Origin of the sequence: Streptococcus sp. 29896 (assembly GCF_032594915.1) — a bacterium.
In the GTDB taxonomy this organism is placed as follows: Bacteria; Bacillota; Bacilli; order Lactobacillales; family Streptococcaceae; genus Streptococcus; species Streptococcus suivaginalis.
Genome location: NZ_CP118733.1, coordinates 890,639 through 910,626 on the forward strand (window position 1 = coordinate 890,639; position 19,988 = coordinate 910,626).

Here is a 19,988-nt window from a genome sequence, read left to right on the forward strand (position 1 = left end):
ATGCCAAGACTATGGCATTATTTTTTTTGTGATAAATATGATTTGACCTGCTGTGGAAAAACTATCCAGTTTAGTCCGAAACTGATAGCAAAAGTAATCAGGATGCTACAAGTTCCAAAGATAATCCAATGACTAAAATGCTGAACAACATTTGTAAATGGTAATAAGAGACAGTTTGAGAGTAAAAATACTCCTCCATCAACAAGTAGCTGGGTCCGAATGGTTTTGAAGGAAGATGTTAAGATGAACCGGTAACAATACCATATGTAGTAAATCAAACTAAACAACAATGCAATTGCTGTGCCTGTTGCAACTCCAACAATTTGCCATTCAAAGACCAAAGTGAGTGACAATCCAAGATTCAATATTGCTTCGAAATAGGTTCCAAACTGAGTATTTTTAAAGTCGCCTTTGGAAAAGACAAGGGTACGGTAGGGTAACCTTAAGGCATAAAACAGGATTGCAAGTGTCATTAGGTAGCCAAAAACAGGTTGGTCATAATTAGCATCTGTAATTTTCTGGGTATAAAGAATAACAAAAGGGGTAACAAGTTGAAATGTACTACTGATGAAAATGGTAGATGCGGTGTGTAAGAGCCATTCAATTTTATGGAATTGTCTTTGCAGAAGTTTCTGATCATCCATGTGAAGGGCACGTCCTAAAAATGGACGAAGGCCACTTGTCGCAGCGTTTAAAAACGTTTTAATACCCTGGAAAACGGTATTGTATACTGAGTAAACAGAAACTTGAGTTAGGCTGGCAAACATGGACAAAATGACAATATCAGTGCTCTCTTGGATAGTATAGGCGATGTGTTGACCTATACCATACCATTGTTGTTGAATCTGGTAATTCCGATCTCGAAGGTTTTTGGAAATCCCATAATGACGACGGACATAGTAGCTGATAAATATAGGAGGAAGGATAAAGACTAGTGCCGATGCAAGCTTTACTATAAGGATAGTTTGTCCCGACTGAATCAAAACAATAGTAAGAAGCAGGTTTAGGATGTTGGCTGTACCTTGTAAGATTTCCTTGATATAAGCTTTTTGATCCGATCCAAGGATAACTTGACTGGTAATCCCTAGGAAAAATTGTAATAGGTGAGAGAGAGAAAGAACCAAAATCAAACCGACAATTTGACTTTGTGTGAATTTCCCAGAAAGGTTGGCAGGTAAAAAAAGACAAAGGCAAGCAATATAGATTAAAAGAGCAAAGCCAATTCTGTTAAAAAACACCTGCGATTTATAATAGATAGTCGAGAGGAGTGCGGTGTCTTTATGCAATAATGGTTTGTACATACTAGCTTGAATGACAGCGCCCATTCCTAAATCTAAGAGACTAATCAGGGTTAAATACTGAGAGATACTAGACATGAGTCCATTGACCTCGGACCCATAGGCAGTGATAAAAAGTCTTGGTAAAATAAGGCTACAAACAATAGAAATGACTTTATTTAGTAAGGAAATAAGGCCATTTATTTTTAGAGATTTTGTATTCACTAGGTTCTTCTTTCAAATAGGAAGTTTGGCTTCAATATCTTTGATATAGGTTAGGAATTTTGATACAATGAATTGAATAAGTAGTGATAATTAGTAATGATTTTCTATTTTGCGATAGTATTTTTTACAGAAAGTAAAGTTGCGAGAGCTGAATGTCCAAAAAGTGAAGTCACCCAATATAAAATTGGAACTGGTCTAGGTTTGATGGCAATAGATTGCTTAAGGTGAAGTCGAGTTTGTTTGAAATCACCTAACTTGAAATAACGCATGGCAAGATAGTATTCTTGAAACGCTGTCAGTTCTTTAGATGGGATCAATTTTAGTTTGTCATTTAGTATCGTTGCCCTTTGTGAGACAATTGTATAGCCTTGAATGACCTTGTTTGGATTTTTTGAGATACTGTCTTCCTGAACTTCATAGATAACAAGGTCTTCGGCGATTTTGTACCCCTTACTTACTTGAAGTAATTTCAGGTAAAGGTCCCAGTCTTGACAGCTCAACAGTTCCTGATCTAGACCTCCAACTTGAAGGAAAAGTGTTTTTCGAACCAACAAAGTTGAAAAACCACCCAAGTTATTTTGTTTAATGGTTTCTTGTAGAGGTATGATTCCCTCAGGGAGAATATGAATGACTTTGGATCCAAAACCAGTCACTACAAAACCAATGTCTTCCTGATTTTGTAAGATTTTTATCTGTTTTTCAAGTTTTGTAGGAAGAAAGAAGTCGTCGGAATCGAGAAAGGCAATGTATTCACCTTTTGAATGGCTAACGCCGATATTGCGACAGGTGTTGGCTCCACAGTTTTTTTTCAATGTAATGAGTTGGATACTGTCGAATTTCTTTTGTAAATTTTGAATGGTGTCAATCGAATGATCTGTCGAGCAATCATCGACAATAATGATTTCAATTGGAGAATAAGTTTGCCGCTGGATACTGTTGATAACCTGCTCAATCAGATGTCCCCTGTTGTAGTTTGGAATTACTACGGAAATTAATGGATTCATGGAATCTTCTTTCTGTTTGTATTTGAACTTTATCTTACTACATACTTGTCTATTTTTCAAATAATACTCTATGAAGGATTTAGAATGACCCAAATAAAAGATATACCGCTTGTCAGTGTGATTATCCCCATGTACAACGCAGAGAAATTTATTCAAGAAACGTTACATTCCGTTCTTGCTCAAACCTATCCGGCTTTCGAAGTGATTGTAGTGGATGATCGATCAAATGACGATTCTGTTTTACTTGTACAGGCAATGATAGAAACTGACAGTCGCATTCGTTTTTTGCAAAATAAGGTTAATGCAGGTGTTGCAGTAGCAAGAAATGCAGGAGTGGCAGCTGCGCGTGGGCGTTTTATAAGTTTTTTAGATGCTGATGACCTTTGGTTGCCCAATAAATTGGCCAAGCAAGTGGATTTTATGTTACAACAGGGGCATGCATTTACATTTTCCTCCTACCAATTTGCAGATGAAAATGGCCGACCAATCAAATCGCCTGTTCATGTTCCCAGTAAAATTTCCTATCAAGAGGCTTTGAGAAATCATACCATTTGGACTTCAACTGTTATGCTGGATTTGGAGCAATTGACCAAATCACAAATTGAAATGCCTAATGTCAGAAAAGGGCAAGATACTGCAACCTGGTGGAAAGTTTTAAAAGTGACAGGACATGCTTATAGCATCGATGAAGTGCTCTCGTTGTATAGAAGAACGCCAGCGTCACTATCTGCAAATAAATTTGCAGCTATCAAGCGAACTTGGAACCTCTTTCGAAATGTTGAAGGTTTGACGCTTGGGCAGACCATTTTACCTTTTTTGGGTTACGCCTTTCATGCGATAAAGAGAAGAATATAAGGAGAACTCATGGTTGTACTTGTTGCGACATTGGATTATGAAAATGTCGATCAGCTTATTGATGAAATGAATCTTTCTACAGTTGATTCAATTGTGATTCATCAAACACGAGCTGAAAGAAAGGAAACGGTCCTTGAGCAAAGGGAGAAAGCTAAGATTGTTTACAGTCAAGGTCTAGGCTTAAGTGTCAGTCGAAATGAGGCCCTGTCTTATGCGGAGAATGATGCAATTTGCCAAGTTGCCGATGATGATTTGGTCTTTGTGGACAATTACCAAGAAATCGTCTCACGTGCCTATAAAGAATTCCCTGATGCTGATATTATTGTTTTTTATGTTGATTTTGAAAACCATGCCATAAGTAGACCTAGGCTTTCAAAAGGAAGGCTTTCCTACTTAGATGCCATGCGTGTATCATCTGTTCAGATTTCTTTTAAAAAATCAAGCTTTACAAAAGTTGGTTTATCTTTTGATGAACGTTTTGGGATCGGGGCCCAATATGGTTCAGGAGAAGAAACCATTTTACTGTTTGATGCCCTTGGCAAGGGGTTAAAACTATACAGTTATCCAGAAAAAATAGCCAGCCTAAGGGACAGGGAATCCCATTGGGATCGTTCCAACACACCGGAAAATTGCCGGAAACGGGGAGCTATTTACAAACGAATGACAAGGAGATGGTACTGGCTGTTGATTCTTCAATTTGCCATTCGAAAACGAAAAATGATGCTACCAGAAATATCAATGTTTAAGAACATATACTATATGCTACAGGGAGCAAGAAACTTCTCTAGGTAAGAAGCCCATGCATTTACCGTAAAATTTGGGCTGTCTATGCTAGACCTATATACACTGTATTATTTTCAGTTAGTAGTTGAAAAAAGGGGGGACTATGATTGAAAAAAATAGCTTCTGGTCCAATGTAATATTTATTATAGAAGCAATGCTGATGCTTGTTGGTGTCTACATTGCTTTAAATCCTGAACATACCTTGAGCTTGTCGACTCATGGAATGGAGGAATTTTTACCAGTCATACCATGGTTAATTGTGACATACGTTTTTATTAATAATATTTTTGATACCAATATTTACTATAATCAAACACGATCCAATATTATTTTTAATACATTCATTGTACAGTTACTATTTTCATTTATTTTATGCATTATATGTACTATCTATATTGAACATTTCTTTTTCGATTTAGATTTTATTATTTACTACTTTATCATTGGTACCAGCATCGCTCTGGTCATCCATCTTGGGATTTTTGCCTATTTTACCAAAATTGCTTCACCGAAAAGGGTCTTGATTATCGGAAGACCCAAGGCTGTTTTTTCTGCCTTGGATAATTTTGACTATTCTGTCCAACCTCTTCATCAGATAACACATCTAGTGATTGGGAATTATTTTAATAATTTGAAAAATATCATTGAAGAAATCGATGTTATCTATATTGCAGGAGTAATGGATGCTGGAGTCTCCCAAGAATTGTATAATTACTTGATTCGGAAGGATAAAACCATCTATCTGGCATCAACAATTGAGAATTCAATTTCATTAAATGCCCATTTGCTTAATATATCAGATGAAAGCATTATTCAGGTTTCACCTTATTATCTCACACGGGAACAATATGCTGTGAAGCGAATAATGGATATTCTTGTTTCACTATGCATGTTGTTACTCTTGTCACCTGTCTTGTTAGCAACTGTGATTGCAATTAAGCTAGAGAGTAAGGGACCAGCCTTTTATCGTCAAGAACGGGTTACTTTGGGGAATAAAGTCTTTTGGATTCTAAAATTTCGCTCAATGGTCTCAGATGCCGAAGCAAAAACAGGTCCGGTCTTAGCTCAGAAAAACGATAGTCGGGTAACCAAGGTTGGGAAATTTATCCGTGCAACTCGGATTGATGAAATTCCGCAGCTGATTAACGTTTTAAAAGGAGAAATGTCGCTGGTAGGACCGAGGCCAGAAAGACCAAATTTTGTCAAAGAATTTACAGAAATAAATCCCTTTTACCCATTGCGTTATAATGTCCGGGCTGGAATTACAGGTTATGCCCAAGTATATGGGAAATACACTTCAGATTTTGAGAGTAAGTTAAAGTTTGATTTACTCTATGTAAAAAGATATACCTTGTTACTTGATATCAAATTATTTTTGAAAACTATTCTGATTGTATTCGATAAAATGAGTTCACAAGGACAGAGTGATGGGAGTGGTAACATACCTAAAAATGGTGTAAATGGTGAAATTCAAATTTTGAAATAAGAACAATTTCTCGTTCGCAACAGCTTGGGCTTGCAAGCTGTTGCCTTTTTTTGTAAAATGGGAGGAGTGGTTTGACAAAATAGGAGGGAATTATGGCTAAAAAAGATAAGAAAATTGAAATCCAAATCGAAGATAGCAAGGTATCAGTAAACGGACAAATGTTTCCTGGTTATCAACTAACAATCGGAAAAAAGGTGATTGGTGAGATTGCAGAACTGGAAGTAAACCAATTTGCAGTGGTAAAAAACGGAAATACGGAAAGTTTTTATAAAAAATTGGAAAAAGCAGTCGGAAATGTCATCGAAAATTATAATTTAAGCAACTAAGCCCTTGTAATCGTTGCTTTTTTATGGTAGAATAAAGGCTGTTGGTGCAAAGGAAAGATAGCGAAGAGGCTAAACGCGGCGGACTGTAAATCCGCTCCTTCGGGTTCGGGGGTTCGAATCCCTCTCTTTCCATTGAACAGGATACAAAGGACGTTAAGAGATCCGTATGAAAATAGGAAACTGACGTTGTGTACTAAACACACAAGGAAGTTTATCTTTTTCACTAGGATTTTAGTCCGTGTTCAACTAAGATACTAAGAGCGTCAAACGCACAGTAAAAATAGGAAGTTGACAGCAAATTCTGATTTGCTAGGCAACTTATCTTTTTTAAGCAGCGTTTAGATCGAGTTCATTTAAGATACGAGAGATGCTCTGGTTTACCAGAAATCTCTGTAGAAAATTAGGAAACTGACGCTGAGTGTGTACACTCAAGGAAGGCTATCTATCTTCCTAAGAAATTAATCTCGAGTTCAATTTCTTGTGATTAGTAAAAAAATGAAATGTATCTCTTTTTGGGGTATCGCCAAGCGGTAAGGCAAGGGACTTTGACTCCCTCATTCGTTGGTTCGAATCCAGCTACCCCAGTCAAGGTACTAGAGGAAACTCTAGTTCGTCAAAGATGTCATATTGTTGTTTGTCCTTGCGTGTGCCTTAAATAAAATATATTTTATGTTGGGTCGAGAGGCCTGATTGTCGGAGGTTTTTTTATAATGAACGAATTTGAAGATTTGTTGAACAGTGTGAATGAAGTAGCACCTGGTGATGTGGTAACTGCTGAAGTGTTGACAGTTGATGCAACTCAAGCAAACGTAGCTATCTCAGGTACTGGTGTTGAAGGCGTATTGACTCTTCGTGAGTTGACTAACGACCGTGATGCTGATATCAACGAACTCGTTAAAGTTGGTGAAACATTTGAATTGTTGGTGCTTCGTCAAGTAGTAGGTAAAGATACTGATACAGTAACTTACCTTGTTTCTAAGAAACGTCTTGAAGCACGCAAGGCTTGGGACAAATTGGTTGGCCGTGAAGGTGAAGTCGTACCAGTTAAAGTAACTCGTGCGGTTAAAGGCGGTCTTGCTGTTGAATTTGAAGGTCTTCGTGGTTTCATCCCAGCTTCAATGATTGACAGCCGTTTCACTCGTAACACTGAGCGTTTTGTTGGTCAAGAATTTGATGCTAAAATCAAAGAAGTTGATCCAGCTGAAAACCGCTTCATCTTGTCACGTCGTGATGTAGTTGAAGAAACTGCAGCAGCTGCACGTGCAGAAGTATTTGGTAAATTGTCAGTTGGTGAAGTTGTAACTGGTACAGTTGCACGTATCACTAGCTTCGGTGCTTTCATCGATCTTGGTGGTGTGGATGGTTTGGTTCACTTGACTGAATTGTCACATGAGCGTAACGTATCTCCTAAATCAGCTGTAACAGTTGGTGAAGAAGTTGAAGTTAAAGTTCTTGCTATCGATGAAGAAGAAGGACGCGTATCATTGTCATTGAAAGCTACACAGCCTGGCCCATGGGACGGCGTTGAGCAAAAATTGGCAGCTGGCGATGTGATCGAAGGTAAAGTAAAACGTTTGACTGACTTCGGTGCTTTTGTTGAAGTATTGCCAGGTATCGATGGTTTGGTACACATTTCACAAATTTCACACAAACGTGTTGAAAATCCAAAAGATGCTTTGTCTGTTGGTCAAGAAGTAACTGTTAAAGTTCTTGAAGTGAACGCAGCTGATGAGCGTGTATCACTTTCTATCAAAGCTTTGGAAGAGCGTCCAGCAGCAGTTGAAGGCGAAGAAAAAGCAGAAAAACGTGCTCCACGTCCACGTCGTCAAAAACGTGAAGAAAAACGTGATTACGAATTGCCAGAAACTCAATCTGGATTCTCAATGGCTGACCTTTTCGGCGACATTGAATTGTAATTCACATAAAAACTTGCCTCGTGCAAGTTTTTCCTTTCCACCCTTAGTGTAATGGATATCACGTAAGATTCCGGTTCTTGAGATGGGGGTTCGATTCCCTCAGGGTGGACTAAATAGTAGAAGAAGCCTGGTGTGCAGGCTTTTTCTATATTCTTTTGATGTTGGAGGCCAACCATGCTACATTTTGAAAATGACTATAACAAAGGTGTTCACCCAGCGCTATTGCAGGTTTTGGTGGAAACAAACCAAGAAGGAGTGTCAGGCTATGGAACGGACCCCTATACTCAATCAGCTATTGAGAAGATTCGGCGTGCAATCAAGTGCCACCATGCTCAAATCACTTTCTTATCGGGCGGAACCCAAACCAATCAAATTGCGATTAATTCTATGCTGGCTTCCTATGAGGGTGTGATTGCTGCGGACACGGGGCATATTTCTACCCATGAAGCAGGGGCAATTGAGTTTTCGGGCCACAAGGTCTTGACTATTCCCCATCAACATGGAAAGATTTTTGCGGCGGACATCGAACAGCTCTTGGCAGATTTTTATGCAGATGCCAATCATGAACACATGGTTCATCCTGGCATGGTTTATCTCTCTCATCCGACTGAGTACGGCACGCTTTATTCCAAAGCGGAACTGACCGCCATAGAACAGGTTTGTCGCCACTACCAAATTCCTCTTTTCTTAGATGGAGCTCGTCTGGGCTATGGTTTGGCATCTCCAGAGTCAGATCTTGATTTGCAGGCAATAGCAGAGCTGACAGATGTTTTTTACATTGGAGGTACCAAGATGGGGGCCTTGATGGGAGAGGCCTTGGTCTTTACTAAAAACAATCAACCCAAGTATTTCACCAGTATCGTCAAGCAACATGGAGCCTTGTTAGCTAAGGGGCGTTTGAATGGTGTGCAGTTTGACCGTCTTTTTACAGATGACTTGTATCTGGAACTAGGCCGTCATGCGATCACAATGGCAGAGCAGCTCAAGGAGATTTTGCAAGAAAAAGGTTATCGCTTCTATCTCAAATCCCCAACCAATCAGCAATTCGTTATTGTTAAGAATGAAGAATTGACTAGATTGACAGAAGCTGGAATTGCCTATGGCTTCTGGGAAAAATACGACGATAGCCACAGTATCATCCGCTTTGCGACCAGCTGGTCAACTAGTCAAGCAGATATTGATGAATTGAGAAATAGATTATAGCAAGCAAAAAAGAAAGGGTTAGCCTTTCTTTTTTGTCTGTAAATAATGATAGCGATAAACTGCATAACGTTCAATAAGGCGATAGCCTATTCCACCTAAAATTGCTTTGATGATGAAGACAAGGTGTTTTGAAAGGGGTGCCTGGACAGTCAATCCGAAAAGGATACCCAAGATAATCCAAGTAAGTACCGCCCACCATAGATGTTTGAATGGGGTGTATTGTCCATCTCTCTCTTTAACTTCATTAGATACTCTGACTGCACAGCTGGATAAGATAACGATAGGAAGAAGTGAATGAGTGTTAAACGGTGCTGGTAACGATGATGCTAACAGGAAGATTTCAATAAATGAAAACAGCAATAACCAAACTAAAATAGGTATTCTGAGAATGAAGTATTTCATACAGCACCTCCTAGATTTAGTATATCAAATCCAAAATCGCCTATCAAGTTTTTTATGCTACTGATCGGAAGTCGAACCAGTTGATTCAGACTCTGTTGACGTTTCACTAATAAGTTGACTAGGGTCGGAACTGGTTGCTGTATCGCTTGAAGAAGGGATGGTTAATGAGGCTGTATCGGCGGAGCTAGTAGTGCTTTGTGAAGAGGTAGAGCTAGTGGAGGATGGTTGAGTAGTCGTTCTGTCACTAGAAGAACTAGATTGGTCAGTCGCATTTGCAGTCCCTGTTTCGGCTTCTTTATAAATGATAAGAGTTGTAGAGCTTGTATTTGTTTGCGCCTGACTATTTGTGCTTGCTGTAAATGTATAGATGGTAATGGTTGCAGTGATAATACCTAGCATGGATGCGATGGTTGCAATGATTTTCTGAAAGGTCGACAAGTGATGTCTTGCAGTTTTAGTCTTTCTTTTTAGTTCAACATCGTGTTTACGAGAGTAGGTTTCCTTCATGGTCAATCCTCCTTTTTTCAGTATAGGCTGTCAGAGTTAAAAATATCTTAAAGAGTGGAAACAAGATGTGAAACGTGATAAAATAGGACTATTGCAAGCAAAGGAATGAAAAAATGATTTATTTTGACAATGCAGCCACGACTCCTGTCTATCCAGAAGTTCTCAAAACCTATACGGAAGTGGCGACAAAAATCTGGAGTAACCCATCCAGTCTCCATAGTCTCGGCAGTCAGGCAACCCGTATCTTAGAAGCATCTCGCAAGCAAATCGCAGAATTGCTTGGCCAGGATAGCAAAGAAATCTTTTTCACCTCAGGTGGTACGGAAGGTGACAACTGGGTCATCAAGGGAGTGGCATTTGAAAAGGCACATCTGGGCAAGCACATCATCGTGTCAGCTATTGAGCATCCAGCTGTAAAAGAGTCAGCACTTTGGCTCAAAACGCAAGGTTTTGAGGTTGATTTGGCTCCGGTCAATGCCCAAGGTTTTGTGGATGTTGCAGCCTTAGAAAGCTTGATTCGTCCAGATACCACACTGGTTTCTATCATGGCCGTCAACAATGAAATTGGTGCCATTCAGCCCATTCAGGAAATATCTCAACTGTTAGCTGATAAGCCAACCATTTCATTCCATGTGGATGCCGTGCAGGCTATCGGCAAAGTGCCGACGGAACGGTATTTGACAGACCGAGTTGATTTTGCCAGTTTTTCAGGTCACAAATTCCATTCTGTAAGAGGTGTAGGATTCGTCTATATCAAAGCAGGTAAGAAAATCACTCCGCTATTGACAGGAGGAGGACAGGAAAGCGACAAACGCTCAACAACGGAAAATGTGGCTGGTATTGCAGCGACAGCTAAGGCGCTCCGCTTGACCTTGGATAAGGCAGCAGATAGCCAGAAGCGGCTGGCAGCTATGAAGCAGATCCTTGTGGATGAATTGGGCAAATACGCTGATGTGACAGTCTTTTCTGGGCTAGAGGACTTTGTGCCAAGCATTGTGACGTTTGGGATTAAGAACATCCGAGGCGAGGTCATTGTCCACGCCTTTGAAGACCACCAGATTTACATTTCGACAACTTCAGCCTGCTCATCTAAGGCAGGTAAGCCTGCGGGTACTCTGATTGCCATGGGTGTTCCGCAGAAGTTGGCTCAAACTGCCGTTCGTATCAGCTTGGATGATGACAACGATATGGGGCAAATCGAACAATTCCTCACGATTTTCAAACAAATTTATCACAATACACAGAAAGTAAGGTAGAATGAACTATTCAGAAATTATGATTCGCTATGGCGAATTGTCAACTAAAGGGAAAAACAAGATGCGGTTTGTTAACAAACTCCGCAATAATATCAAGCATGTCCTGTCTGTTTACCCAGAAGTGAGGGTTTATTTTGACCGTGACCGTGGTCATGTCTATTTGAATGGGGCAGATTATCAGGAAGTCTCAGCTTCTTTGAAGAAGATTTTTGGGATCCAAAATTTCGCACCATCTTATAAGATTGAAAAGTCTGTTCCGGCCTTGAAAGAGGCAGTTGTGGAGATTATGCAGTCTATTTACAAGGAAGGGATGACTTTCAAGATTGCGGCACGTCGAAGCGACCACAGTTTTGAACTGGATAGCCGTGACCTGAACCAAGTCCTTGGAGATGCGGTTTTTACAGCCATTCCAAATGTGCAAGTGCAAATGAAGTCGCCAGATATTACCTTGCGAGTGGAAATTCGTCCTGACGCTGCTTATATTTCCCATGAAGAAATCAAGGGAGCGGGCGGTCTTCCAGTTGGTACATCTGGCAAGGGTACGCTGATGCTATCAGGTGGTATTGATTCGCCTGTTGCGGGCTATTTAGCACTTAAACGTGGGGTTGAAATCGAAGCCCTGCACTTTGCAAGTCCGCCTTATACTAGCCCAGGTGCGCTTAAAAAAGCCCATGATTTGACTCGTAAATTGACTGCCTTTGGTGGTAATATCACCTTTATCGAAGTGCCGTTTACAGAAATTCAGGAAGAAATCAAGGAAAAGGCACCTGAAGCTTATTTGATGACCTTGACACGCCGCTTCATGATGCGGATTACAGACCGAGTTCGTGAAGAGCGTGGTGCCATGGTTATTATCAATGGTGAAAGTCTAGGACAAGTGGCAAGTCAGACCTTGGAATCCATGCAAGCTATCAATGCGGTGACAAATACACCTGTTATCCGTCCAGTCGTTACCATGGACAAGTTGGAAATCATTGATATTGCTCAAGAAATTGATACCTTTGATATTTCCATCCAGCCTTTTGAGGATTGCTGTACCATCTTTGCCCCTGACCGTCCAAAAACTAACCCTAAAATCAAAAATGTCGAGCAATACGAAGCCCGTATGGATGTTGAAGGCTTGGTGGAACGAGCTGTGGCTGGGATTATCGTAACTGAAATCACACCGAAAGAGGAAGTGAAAGACGAAGTAGATAGTTTGATTGCTGATTTACTATAAGAATCTATCTCCGCATTGCGGAGATTTTTCTTCCTAAAGTTTGATTTGTATGGTAAAATGAAGACTCGTAATAGTTATTATAGGAGGATTTATGAAAAAAGGAGCTCTAACAGGTTTACTCCTGTTTGGTATGTTTTTTGGTGCCGGAAACTTGATTTTTCCACCGGCTTTGGGGGTCTTATCGGGTGAAAATTTCTGGCCAGCTATTTTAGGATTTGTCGTATCGGGTGTCGGAATTGCCGTCATTGCCTTGATTGTCGGTACCTTAAACCCAAAAGGTTATGTACATGAGATTTCCCGTAAGATTTCTCCAGCTTTTGCAACGGTCTATCTTGTTGCCTTGTATTTGGCGATTGGTCCTTTCTTTGCCATTCCGCGTACAGCAACAACGTCCTTTGAAATTGGTATTGCGCCATTGTTGGGCGATGCGAATCTGGGTCTCTGGTTGTTTGGCTTTACAGCTCTTTACTTTGTGGCAGCTTATCTGATTGCCCTCAATCCGTCTCAAATCTTAAACAGTATCGGACGTATTTTAACTCCTGTTTTTGCTATTTTGATTGTGATTTTGGTTGTGCTTGGTATTGCGAAATATGGATCAACCAGTCCGCTACCAGCTTCTGAGGCTTATTCTGCGGGACAGGCTTTTGGTACAGGATTTATTGAAGGATACAACACCCTCGATGCCCTTGCCTCAATTGCCTTTAGTGTGGTAGCAGTAAACACCTTAAAGCAACTTGGTTTCTCCAGCAAGAAGGAGTATGTCTCAACCATCTGGTCTGTTGGTTTTGTTGTAGCCTTGGCTTTTTCAGCACTATATGTCGGTTTGGCTTTCCTTGGAAATCATTTCCCAGTTCCTGCTGATGTTTTGGCTTCTGATACCAATAAGGGTGTTTATATTCTTTCGCAAGCAACACAAGCTATCTTTGGTCCAAGCGCGCAGATTTTCTTGGCTGTTATGGTTATCGTGACTTGTTTCACGACGACGGCTGGCTTGATTGTTTCTTCAGGTGAATTTTTCGCGGAGCGTTTCCCACGTTTTAGCTACAAAGTATATGCGACAATTTTTACTTTGATTGGTTTTGGGATTGCCAACCTCGGTTTAAACAATATCATTACTTTCTCAGTTCCAGTTCTTTTGGTTCTCTATCCAATTACCATCTGTATTGTCTTGATTACCATTGTGAACAAATTTGTACCACTTTCGACCTACGGTATGCAATTAACTGTGGGAGTAGTGACAGCTTTGTCATTGGTAGAAGTTTTGGCTGGTCAATTTGGTTGGACAGCTGTTTCAAAAGTTATCTCAGCTTTGCCATTGGCTGGACAATCATTAGCATGGTTATTACCAGCCTTTATCGGAATCGTCCTTTCTCTGTTCTTACCAAACAAGCAGGAGAGCGAAGTTTTTGAAATGTAAGAAAAAATGATACAAAACACTTGCAAAAGCGAGTGTTTTTTGGTATATTACAAGGGTTGACTATGCACATTTCCTGTGCAACCGCACGAATACCGTTCTTTCGATGAGAGTAGAGTAAGTGGTTCGTCCCACGGTACTAGGCGAGTCTTCACATCAAATTCGGGCAAGGCCCAAAAATCATAGGAGGTGCATAATGAGCACATATGCAATCATTAAAACTGGCGGCAAACAAGTTAAAGTTGAAGTCGGTCAAGCTATCTACGTTGAAAAATTGAACGTTGAAGCAGGTCAAGAAGTTACTTTCGAAGAAGTAGTTCTTGTTGGTGGTGAGAAAACTGTTGTGGGTACTCCACTTGTAGCAGGCGCTACTGTTGTTGGTACTGTTGAAAAACAAGGTAAACAGAAAAAGGTTGTTACCTTCAAGTACAAACCTAAAAAAGGTAGCCACCGCAAACAAGGTCACCGTCAACCTTACACAAAAGTTGTTATCAACGCTATCAACGCTTAATCGCGTAGCTTGAAGCAATCATTACAGAAATTCGGAGGAATAACATATGTTAAACTTGAATCTTGCTAACTTGCAATTTATGGCCCACAAAAAAGGTGGAGGTTCAACGTCAAACGGTCGTGACTCACAAGCGAAACGCCTTGGTGCGAAAGCTGCTGACGGCCAAACTGTATCAGGTGGTTCAATCCTTTACCGCCAACGTGGTACAAAAATCTACCCAGGAGCTAACGTAGGTCGTGGTGGAGATGACACTCTTTACGCTAAAGTAGAAGGCGTTGTACGCTTCGAACGTAAAGGTCGCGATAAGAAACAAGTATCTGTTTACCCAATCGCAAAATAAGTCTGAAAATGGCTTAACAATAGGCTTTCCGAGATTTCGGAAGGCCTGTTTTTTGTCATTGGAGCCATTTTTCATTTACCAAGGGTTTGATGTGAAATGATCAGGTACTGGTAACTATATAAAAGTTATCAGTTGAAAATGAACATGTGAATATAGGTTGACTGACAAGAGCAATAGATGGTAGTATAACCATACAATAGAATGAAAGTAATAGTAAGATATTTCAAAAAACAAGGAATCAAGAGTAAGGAAGTTAAGGCAATATAACCTCCGAAAGGAGAAAATAATGAAGATTATAGCAATAAGGGATTCAGTTGAAAAAGCTGAGATTATAAAAACGGTATTGCTAGATTTACCTGAGTGGTTTGGCTTACCTGAAAGCACAAAAGAATACATTCAAGATGGGAGTTTGCTGCCATTATGGGCGGCATTTGACAAAGATGAGACAGTAGGATTCGTAACCTTAACGAGCACCTCTGACGATTGTGGGGAAGTTCACTGTATGGGTGTTAAAAAATCTCATCATCGAAAAGGCCTGGGACGAGCGTTGATGCAAGCATTAGAAGGAGAGGCGAGAAAATCTTATGCCTATCTACAAGTAAAAACGGTTGACCAAGGGCACTATGAAACATACGACAAGACGATTGCTTTTTATCATTCTTGTGGATTTGCTAAGTTAGAAGTTTTTCCAAACTTATGGGATGAATGGAATCCCTGTCTCATCATGATTAAAAAGTTATAGTCACTTACCACTAGCAATTTTGCTGGTGTTTTTTTATCTCAAGTGGTTATCTTTCGAAATGTATAGGGCCGACAGTTTTAAGAATGGAAACCAAACCCTATGTCTCTAGCTTATAATTCTATAACTTTTTCTTATAGTAAACAGTAAAATGAGACTTGCAATCTATATATATGTTTTTTATGATAGAGTTAAGCATAAAAGAACAAGGAGGTTTGCATGTTTCCCTTTAGTTGCCACACCTATATTTTGCCCTTTACTGTTGCTAATATGGAGGACAAAGCCTTAGATCAAATTATTCAAAATATATCCTACACAGATTGGAAAGAACTATCTTCAAATGCAAGTGATTTACCCTTTTGTCAATCGGTTCATCACTTTCAAGCACCGAAAATAATTGATGGGGCCATTGCCTATGCCTATGAACGGTATTTTAATCAGGAGGTGCGCAGGATTGCCTATTTGGACAAGCAATTCGTCAGAAACTACAGTTTAAAAATTGGAAAAGGGGAAAAAATCTATCGTATTTCGGTTGAACAAGATGAACTAAGCTACTATGATTTACAGGTGGACTATGTTATGGTTCGTATGATGGCAACAATCAATGCAGGCTTTCTTATTATTTCTTGTTCTAACTGGCAGTATTCGGATTTACAAGATATTAAACGGATTAATCAGTTTGGTAGACGAATATTTAGTCCATATTTTGTGCAGCTGCAGTCCGAGTCGGATGTTCCAAATAATTTAGAATTTCTTTCGAAAGAAGCTTCGCAAAAGTCGCCTCACAGGAAAGCATACAGTAGGTCTTACCATGTGATGGATGCGATAACCGACTTATTAGGATCATTTTTTAGAATGAAAGAAGAGAGGATTTTTCCTGAAAAGGTTGACGATATGGAAGGGGGCTATCCTTACATTGATACAATTATCGATGACCGTATGTTTGTACATTCGTATATCTGCCATCCGTCCTTAAAGCGAGCGATTCGAAGAACAGCAAATATGAATTGGTTAAGAGATGCTGATTTAAAACAGTTATACTCACTTGCTTATGTGGATCAAAGTGAAGCCAGCTGCCAAAATAGAACCTTATTACAGAAATTACTGAACAAATCAATGTATCCTTGCTGGTCAGATACAGGCGGTTTATATCTGGCTAGCCAACACTCTTTTCTCTTTTTGTGGTCTGGAGATCCAATCTTTTATTTGTTGGATTACTTTCAGGCTCACTATCTTGAAATTTCCTTGATAGTCTTGAGTCAGCGATTGGGAATTCTATATTTTTCCCGTCTAGCAGGGGAATGCGAGAGAATGGACCGTGAGAAGTTAGTTTGTCTTCAAAAGAATTATGTTTCTTTCAAGAGTCAGTATATGCTACCAGAAATTAGTGCGCAAGAACAAGCGGTGGAGTTGTACCATATGCTGCAGATAAATCTCTATGTCCCTGAATATAGCGAAGTCTTGGATAATCAATTAAATGCTATTCACGAAACAACTCAGTCCATTATTACCCAGGAACAATTCTTGGAAGAAGAGAATATGAACTACCTCTTGTTAGTCTTCACAGTCTTATCGGTGGTTGATTTTGTTGGTGATAAATTTGGTGGAGATAAAGGGGGAGGAAATTCGTTTACATTTATTGACTATGTCATTTATTCCTTTATTACGCTTACTTTTATCATTTTGACAATTGCATTTATGAAAGATCATGCCTTTATTGATAAAATCCATAAGTTAAAAAAGGTCATGAGAAGAATTCGTAAACGGATTAGTCAAATTTTTGGTATAATAGAAAGATAGTAAAATGGAATGAAGAAAGGACGAGTCGATGAATATTCAACAATTGCGCTATGTGGTGGCGATTGCCAACAGCGGGACTTTTCGTGAGGCGGCTGAAAAGCTTTATGTCTCCCAACCGAGTTTGTCCATTTCTATTCGGGATTTAGAGAAGGAACTTGGGTTTCAGATTTTTAGTCGGACCAGTGCTGGTACAGTTTTAACCAAGCGAGGGATGGAGTTTTATGAGCAGGCTCAGAACTTGGTTAAGGGATTTGATAAGTTTGAAAACTATTACTTGCAGGTTGAAGAAAAAGAGAAGAGTTTTTCCATTTCCAGTCAGCACTATGATTTTCTTCCTCCTTTGATGACAGAATTTTCAAAAACACATCCGCAATACCCTCACTTTCGGATTTTTGAATCAACCACTGTTCAGATTTTGGATGAAGTGGCTCAGGGGTATAGTGAACTGGGGATTATCTACCTCAACACTCGCAATACCAAAGGTATTATGCAAAAATTGGAAAAGTTGCAGCTGGTTGTTTTTGATTTGATTGATTTTCAGACCCATGTCTATCTAAGAGAAGGGCATCCCTTAGCCCAAAAAGAAGTAGTCCAATTGGAAGACTTAAAGGGCTTGCCGACGGTTCGGTTTACCCAGGAAAAGGAAGCCTATCTCTACTATTCAGAAAATTTTATTGACACCTCGGATTCACCTGTTGTATTTGATGTGACAGATCGTGCTACCTTAAACGGAATCTTAGAACGGACAGATGCCTATGCAACAGGTTCAGGATTTTTGGATAGTGAGAGTGTGAATGGTATCGTTGTTGTTCCTTTGGAACACGGGGTGGATAACCGAATGGTGTATGTGAAGAGAGAAAACCATGATCTTAGTCAGTGTGCTAAGGATTTCTTGGTGTTGATGGAGGATTATTTTGCAAAACAAAAACATACTAGCTAGAGTGCTAGGGATTCTCGTGTTGGTTGCAGGTTTGATTGGCTTGGATCAGTGGATCAAGGCTTGGACAGTAGCCACTATTGAGCTCGATACGGTTGTGGATTTTATTCCTGGGTTTATGAGCTTGGCTTACTTGCGCAACTATGGTGCGGCCTGGTCAATCCTGCAAAATCAGCAATGGTTTTTTACGATTGTAACGCTAGTTGTAATGGCAGGATTGGCTAGGTATTTGGCTAAATCAATCCGTGGCAGTTTGTTTACCTTGTTTAGTCTATCCTTGATTATAGCAGGTGGTTTGGGAAACTTTATTGATCGCTTGCGCTTGGGTTATGTAGTGGATATGTTCCACCTAGATTTTATCAATTTTCCCGTGTTCAACCTGGCAGATGTTTGCCTGACTGTTGGGGTGGGCTTGCTGTTAATTTGTATCATGAAAGAAGAGAATAATGGAAGTAAGAGTTGAGATTGGCGGTGTTCGGTTGGATAAGGCCTTGGCGGATTTGACAGATTTGTCCCGTTCAGTTGCCAATGAGCAAATTAAGGCTGGTCTGGTTTTGGTCAATGGCCAAGCCAAGAAAGCTAAGTATAGTGTGCAGGCAGGAGATGTGATTTCCTACCAGGTGCCAGAAGTGGAAGAAATCGACTATGTAGCTGAAGATATCCCTTTAGAAATTGTCTATCAAGATACGGATGTTGCTGTGGTTAATAAGCCTCAAGGTATGGTGGTTCACCCATCTGCAGGCCACACATCAGGAACCTTGGTCAATGCCCTCTTATACCATGTTAAAGATTTATCAGGCATCAATGGTGTTTTGCGACCAGGCATTGTCCATCGGATTGACAAGGATACTTCTGGCTTGCTCATGATTGCCAAAAATGATGAAGCACATACAAAACTTGCAGCTGAATTGAAAGAGAAAAAATCCCTCCGTAAGTACCTGGCCATTGTACACGGTAATCTACCAAATGACCGTGGAATGATTGAGGCGCCGATTGGTCGTTCAGAAAAAGACCGTAAGAAGCAGGCGGTAACTGCTAAAGGGAAAGAAGCTGTCACTCGTTTCCAAGTCTTGGAGCGGTTTGGGGATTACAGCTTGGTTGAATTGACCTTGGAAACTGGTCGCACACACCAGATTCGTGTCCACATGGCCTATATTGGACATCCGGTTGCGGGTGATGAAGCTTATGGTCCTAAAAAGACCCTCAAAGGTCATGGCCAATTTCTCCATGCACAGACACTTGGATTTACTCACCCAAGAACGGGAGAGCTAGTCGAGTTTACGGCAGAAGCGCCAGCTATTTTTAAGGAAACACTTGAAAAACTACGTAAGACAAATGATTGATGAAAACCTGTTCATCTTGCCCATTTGCCAAAAATCTGCTAGACTAGTAAAGAAAAATAGAAGGAGATTGTGAAAATGGAAACTTTGCCAAATTGCCCAAAGTGTAATTCTGAATATGTTTATGAAGACGGTGCCCTCTTGGTTTGCCCTGAGTGTGCATATGAGTGGAACCCAGCAGATGTAGCTGAGGAAGAAAGTGGACCTGTTGCAATTGATGCCAACGGTAATCGTTTGGCGGATGGTGACACGGTAACTCTGATTAAGGACTTGAAAGTCAAGGGTGCACCAAAGGATCTTAAGCAAGGTACGCGTGTTAAAGGTATTCGTATCGTCGAAGGTGATCACAATATCGACTGTAAAATCGATGGTTTTGGTGCCATGAAGTTGAAGTCAGAATTCGTTAAGAAAATCTAAAAAAAAGGACTGGTCAATCCAGTCTTTTGTC

At 40.1% G+C, this 19,988-nt stretch carries 21 protein-coding genes, 3 tRNA genes and 1 other annotated feature; of the genes, 20 read left to right on the forward strand and 4 right to left on the reverse strand.

What is annotated here, in order from left to right; all coding sequences use genetic code 11:
- Positions 1-17: 17 nt before the first annotated feature.
- A complete protein-coding gene (locus tag PXH68_RS04100; protein WP_248028014.1) occupies positions 18-1,502 on the reverse strand; it encodes a lipopolysaccharide biosynthesis protein in 1,485 nt (494 codons plus the stop codon).
- A gap of 104 nt (positions 1,503-1,606) precedes the next feature.
- The gene (locus tag PXH68_RS04105; protein ID WP_248028013.1) at positions 1,607-2,506 is read right to left on the reverse strand and encodes a glycosyltransferase family 2 protein; all 900 of its coding nucleotides are present in this window, start codon (positions 2,504-2,506) and stop codon (positions 1,607-1,609) included.
- Between the two features lie 84 nt (positions 2,507-2,590).
- Between PXH68_RS04105 and PXH68_RS04110 the strand changes: the two genes are divergently transcribed.
- From PXH68_RS04110 to PXH68_RS04150, 9 genes are all read left to right on the forward strand, one after another.
- Complete coding sequence (locus tag PXH68_RS04110; protein WP_248028011.1) at positions 2,591-3,361, forward strand: glycosyltransferase family 2 protein; 771 nt, start codon at positions 2,591-2,593, stop codon at positions 3,359-3,361.
- Between the two features lie 9 nt (positions 3,362-3,370).
- Entirely contained in the window at positions 3,371-4,153 is a 783-nt protein-coding gene (locus PXH68_RS04115) for a glycosyltransferase family A protein (RefSeq protein ID WP_248028009.1), read from the forward strand.
- A 94-nt stretch (positions 4,154-4,247) separates the two neighbouring features.
- The gene (locus PXH68_RS04120) at positions 4,248-5,630 is read left to right on the forward strand and encodes a sugar transferase (RefSeq protein ID WP_248028007.1); all 1,383 of its coding nucleotides are present in this window, start codon (positions 4,248-4,250) and stop codon (positions 5,628-5,630) included.
- A gap of 92 nt (positions 5,631-5,722) precedes the next feature.
- Positions 5,723-5,956 (forward strand): DUF2969 domain-containing protein, encoded by a 234-nt coding sequence (locus tag PXH68_RS04125; protein ID WP_158454752.1) that lies wholly within the window; start codon positions 5,723-5,725, stop codon positions 5,954-5,956.
- Positions 5,957-6,007: 51 nt separating this feature from the next.
- Positions 6,008-6,088, forward strand: a tRNA-Tyr gene (locus PXH68_RS04130).
- Positions 6,089-6,469: 381 nt separating this feature from the next.
- Positions 6,470-6,541 (forward strand) — tRNA-Gln (locus tag PXH68_RS04135).
- Positions 6,542-6,666: 125 nt separating this feature from the next.
- A complete protein-coding gene (rpsA, locus tag PXH68_RS04140; RefSeq protein ID WP_248028006.1) occupies positions 6,667-7,872 on the forward strand; it encodes a 30S ribosomal protein S1 in 1,206 nt (401 codons plus the stop codon).
- Positions 7,873-7,909: 37 nt separating this feature from the next.
- Positions 7,910-7,981: transfer RNA gene (locus PXH68_RS04145), tRNA-Arg, on the forward strand.
- A 65-nt stretch (positions 7,982-8,046) separates the two neighbouring features.
- Positions 8,047-9,075, forward strand: coding sequence for a threonine aldolase family protein (locus tag PXH68_RS04150; RefSeq protein ID WP_248028004.1), 1,029 nt, complete (start codon positions 8,047-8,049; stop codon positions 9,073-9,075).
- 18 nt (positions 9,076-9,093) lie between these two features.
- Here PXH68_RS04150 and PXH68_RS04155 read toward each other — a convergent pair whose 3' ends face one another.
- Both PXH68_RS04155 and PXH68_RS04160 read right to left on the reverse strand, forming a co-directional pair.
- The gene (locus tag PXH68_RS04155; RefSeq protein WP_248028002.1) at positions 9,094-9,477 is read right to left on the reverse strand and encodes a hypothetical protein; all 384 of its coding nucleotides are present in this window, start codon (positions 9,475-9,477) and stop codon (positions 9,094-9,096) included.
- Between the two features lie 57 nt (positions 9,478-9,534).
- A complete protein-coding gene (locus tag PXH68_RS04160; RefSeq protein ID WP_248028000.1) occupies positions 9,535-9,984 on the reverse strand; it encodes a DUF6556 family protein in 450 nt (149 codons plus the stop codon).
- Positions 9,985-10,097: 113 nt separating this feature from the next.
- Between PXH68_RS04160 and PXH68_RS04165 the strand changes: the two genes are divergently transcribed.
- The 11 genes from PXH68_RS04165 (at position 10,098) to PXH68_RS04215 (ending at position 19,957) form a co-directional block, all read left to right on the forward strand.
- Complete coding sequence (locus tag PXH68_RS04165; protein WP_248027999.1) at positions 10,098-11,240, forward strand: cysteine desulfurase family protein; 1,143 nt, start codon at positions 10,098-10,100, stop codon at positions 11,238-11,240.
- 1 nt (position 11,241) lies between these two features.
- Positions 11,242-12,459, forward strand: a complete 1,218-nt coding sequence (thiI, locus tag PXH68_RS04170; RefSeq protein ID WP_248027997.1) for a tRNA uracil 4-sulfurtransferase ThiI — start codon at positions 11,242-11,244, stop codon at positions 12,457-12,459.
- 91 nt (positions 12,460-12,550) lie between these two features.
- The gene (gene brnQ, locus PXH68_RS04175; RefSeq protein WP_248027995.1) at positions 12,551-13,876 is read left to right on the forward strand and encodes a branched-chain amino acid transport system II carrier protein; all 1,326 of its coding nucleotides are present in this window, start codon (positions 12,551-12,553) and stop codon (positions 13,874-13,876) included.
- 69 nt (positions 13,877-13,945) lie between these two features.
- Positions 13,946-14,034 (forward strand) — a sequence feature (ribosomal protein L21 leader region).
- A 35-nt stretch (positions 14,035-14,069) separates the two neighbouring features.
- On the forward strand, positions 14,070-14,384 hold the full coding sequence (rplU, locus tag PXH68_RS04180; protein ID WP_002941330.1) for a 50S ribosomal protein L21: 315 nt from the start codon (positions 14,070-14,072) through the stop codon (positions 14,382-14,384).
- A gap of 46 nt (positions 14,385-14,430) precedes the next feature.
- On the forward strand, positions 14,431-14,724 hold the full coding sequence (gene rpmA, locus PXH68_RS04185) for a 50S ribosomal protein L27 (protein WP_009909754.1): 294 nt from the start codon (positions 14,431-14,433) through the stop codon (positions 14,722-14,724).
- A 286-nt stretch (positions 14,725-15,010) separates the two neighbouring features.
- Positions 15,011-15,466 (forward strand): GNAT family N-acetyltransferase, encoded by a 456-nt coding sequence (locus PXH68_RS04190; RefSeq protein WP_248027992.1) that lies wholly within the window; start codon positions 15,011-15,013, stop codon positions 15,464-15,466.
- Positions 15,467-15,682: 216 nt separating this feature from the next.
- Positions 15,683-17,263, forward strand: coding sequence for a hypothetical protein (locus PXH68_RS04195; protein WP_248027990.1), 1,581 nt, complete (start codon positions 15,683-15,685; stop codon positions 17,261-17,263).
- Positions 17,264-17,291: 28 nt separating this feature from the next.
- Entirely contained in the window at positions 17,292-18,203 is a 912-nt protein-coding gene (locus tag PXH68_RS04200) for a LysR family transcriptional regulator (protein WP_248027988.1), read from the forward strand.
- A 1-nt stretch (position 18,204) separates the two neighbouring features.
- Complete coding sequence (gene lspA / locus PXH68_RS04205; protein ID WP_248028083.1) at positions 18,205-18,663, forward strand: signal peptidase II; 459 nt, start codon at positions 18,205-18,207, stop codon at positions 18,661-18,663.
- Complete coding sequence (locus PXH68_RS04210; protein ID WP_248027987.1) at positions 18,647-19,543, forward strand: RluA family pseudouridine synthase; 897 nt, start codon at positions 18,647-18,649, stop codon at positions 19,541-19,543. Before lspA ends, PXH68_RS04210 begins: the two co-directional genes overlap by 17 nt.
- A gap of 75 nt (positions 19,544-19,618) precedes the next feature.
- Positions 19,619-19,957 (forward strand): zinc ribbon domain-containing protein YjdM, encoded by a 339-nt coding sequence (locus PXH68_RS04215; protein ID WP_012775074.1) that lies wholly within the window; start codon positions 19,619-19,621, stop codon positions 19,955-19,957.
- The last annotated feature ends 31 nt before the right edge of the window (positions 19,958-19,988 follow it).